At 48.2% G+C, this 2147-nt stretch carries 1 protein-coding gene; it reads left to right on the forward strand.

Annotation, left to right across the window (positions count from 1 at the left end):
* The first annotated feature begins 42 nt into the window (after positions 1-42).
* Complete coding sequence (locus HMPREF1508_RS07380) at positions 43-2034, forward strand: GbpC/Spa domain-containing protein (RefSeq protein ID WP_044960894.1); 1992 nt, start codon at positions 43-45, stop codon at positions 2032-2034.
* Positions 2035-2147: the final 113 nt, after the last annotated feature.

Below are 2147 nucleotides of genomic sequence, written 5' to 3' on the forward strand. Positions count from 1 at the left end.
AGAAACTCAAAATTGGCAGAAAGACAAAAACAAGGAGGAAGTATGAAAGGAAAGAGCAGAGCGATCAGCAAAAAGCTGTCAGCGATTACTTTGTCATGCCTGGTAATGTTTGGTACGGTTGGAGCGGTGTTGCCGACCTATGCGGCAGACCCCGTCAAGGGAATTGAGATTAAAGCAGATCGAACGGAATTAGATCAAAGTGTTTCCGATGCCAAAAATGCCGGTGCTGAGATCGTGCAGGATGCTGACGTTGACAAGGGCGTGGTGAAATCCGAGGCGGAAGCCGACAGCAAGAGGGCGGAAATCGAGGCGGATTATAAGCAGCAGGTGCAGCAATTAAAGGATGCAAAGAAGGCTGCGCAAAAATATAGTCAGGACAAGAAGAAATACGATGAGGCCAAGAAGAAGTATGATGAAGAATTGGCCAAGTACAATATCGCCAAGAAAAAATATGATGATGAGCTGACCGCCTACAACAAGGCGATGGAAGAGTTGGAGAAAAAGAAGAATGAGGATGGCTATATGAGTGTGCCATCCTCCCAGACTCTGCAATTCAAGAGTGAGCCCAGTGCCAGCATGCAGTTCCTGAATGGAGGAAAGGCATACTCCCAGACGGAATGGAAGACCTTCTTTGACAGTAATATAGGAAGCAAGCTGGGGATTGACCAGACACAGGCCACGAACGATTTCAACTATATCAATAATGTGGCTAATGCCGCAGAAACAAGAGTGATGCTGCATAAGGGGCAGCCCTTGAAGGTGGCATACACGAATCTTCAGAATTCGTATGTCAATGGCAAGAAGATCGCCAGAGTAGAATACACCTATACCCTGAGAGACACCGGGATCTCCGGAGTAAATGATCTGCCCGCTCTGATTGAGAAGGATCCGACGGTTACCATCTGGTATCTCAATTCCTATGGACAGGCTGATATTAACCTGACGGCGGATTTCTATGATGGGGCAGGACACAAAATTGATATGACCGGGGCTCTGTTTAACTTCTCATCTCTGAATCACGGTACAGGGACAAGTAGCAGCGCACCGTCAGCGGTCGGAAAACCAATGATAGAAAAAGTGCTGCGTTTTAATGGCGATTATATCTACATATCCGGTTCGTCGGTGACGAAGCAGGCGGATGGAGGCGCTTACGCAAGCAATGATAATGACAGTAAGGCGAAGGGATCAAGATTCTCAACCAGCGAGTGGGATGATTCTACAAGCGGAAGCGGGAAGCCCACGTGGTATGGAGCAATTGTCGGAAAAGCCAAGGGAACATCGGTGAGCGTGGATATTGGAGCAAGTAAACGGGGCGTTGTCTGGTTTGCTCTTAATTCAGATATCAAGGCGCTTCCCGCGCCCGTTAAGCCAGTGGCGCCAGTACCACCGACAGAGCCTGAAGAACCGCAGAAACCGGAGCAGGTGTCCTATCACTACGACATTCTCTATATACAGTCACAGGTAGAGAAGAATGTCCTGGATGGAAATAATCAAGACATCAACAATGGCACCGTTCAGATCGGGTCGGTTGTAAAGTTTGCCCTGCATACAACAAATATTCCCGCCGGACATGAGAAAATAAATTCTCTGGTGTTTAGTGATGTTTTGCCGAGCGGCTATGAAGTGGATATTGAGGCTACAAAGCAGGCAAGCGCCGACTATGATATCAGCTATGACGCATCGACAAGACGTATGGTCTTTACCGCAAACGCAGCCCTGCTGACCCAGATCAACAGCGATCTGACCAAGACTGCGAAGGTTCCCGCACCGATTGTCACGGGAAAGGTGACAAAAGAGAGTACGACATATGTGAATGATTTTGATCTGACGATCAACAATGTATACTCTGTCAAGTCCAATGTCGTGAAGGTACACACCCCGACTCCGAAGGTGCCGAATCATCCCAACAAGCCTGAGCTGCAGAGACCGAAGACAGGTGATCTGGGGAATCTTCCTATTATGATTCTCTTGCTTCTCGCGTCAGGCGGAGTGCTTGCGGGCACGCTTGTGGTAAAGAGGAAAAAGCAGGCGTAGGAATATAAATATATATGAAGATCTTGAGGTGAACGTACAGGGATCCTGAGGATCGGATTTGAACAGGAGACCTGGCGAAAGTCGGGCCTCCTGCTTTAACAGGAAAGTATATG

Origin of the sequence: Shuttleworthella sp. MSX8B (assembly GCF_000524295.1) — a bacterium.
In the GTDB taxonomy this organism is placed as follows: Bacteria; Bacillota; Clostridia; order Lachnospirales; family Lachnospiraceae; genus Shuttleworthia; species Shuttleworthia satelles.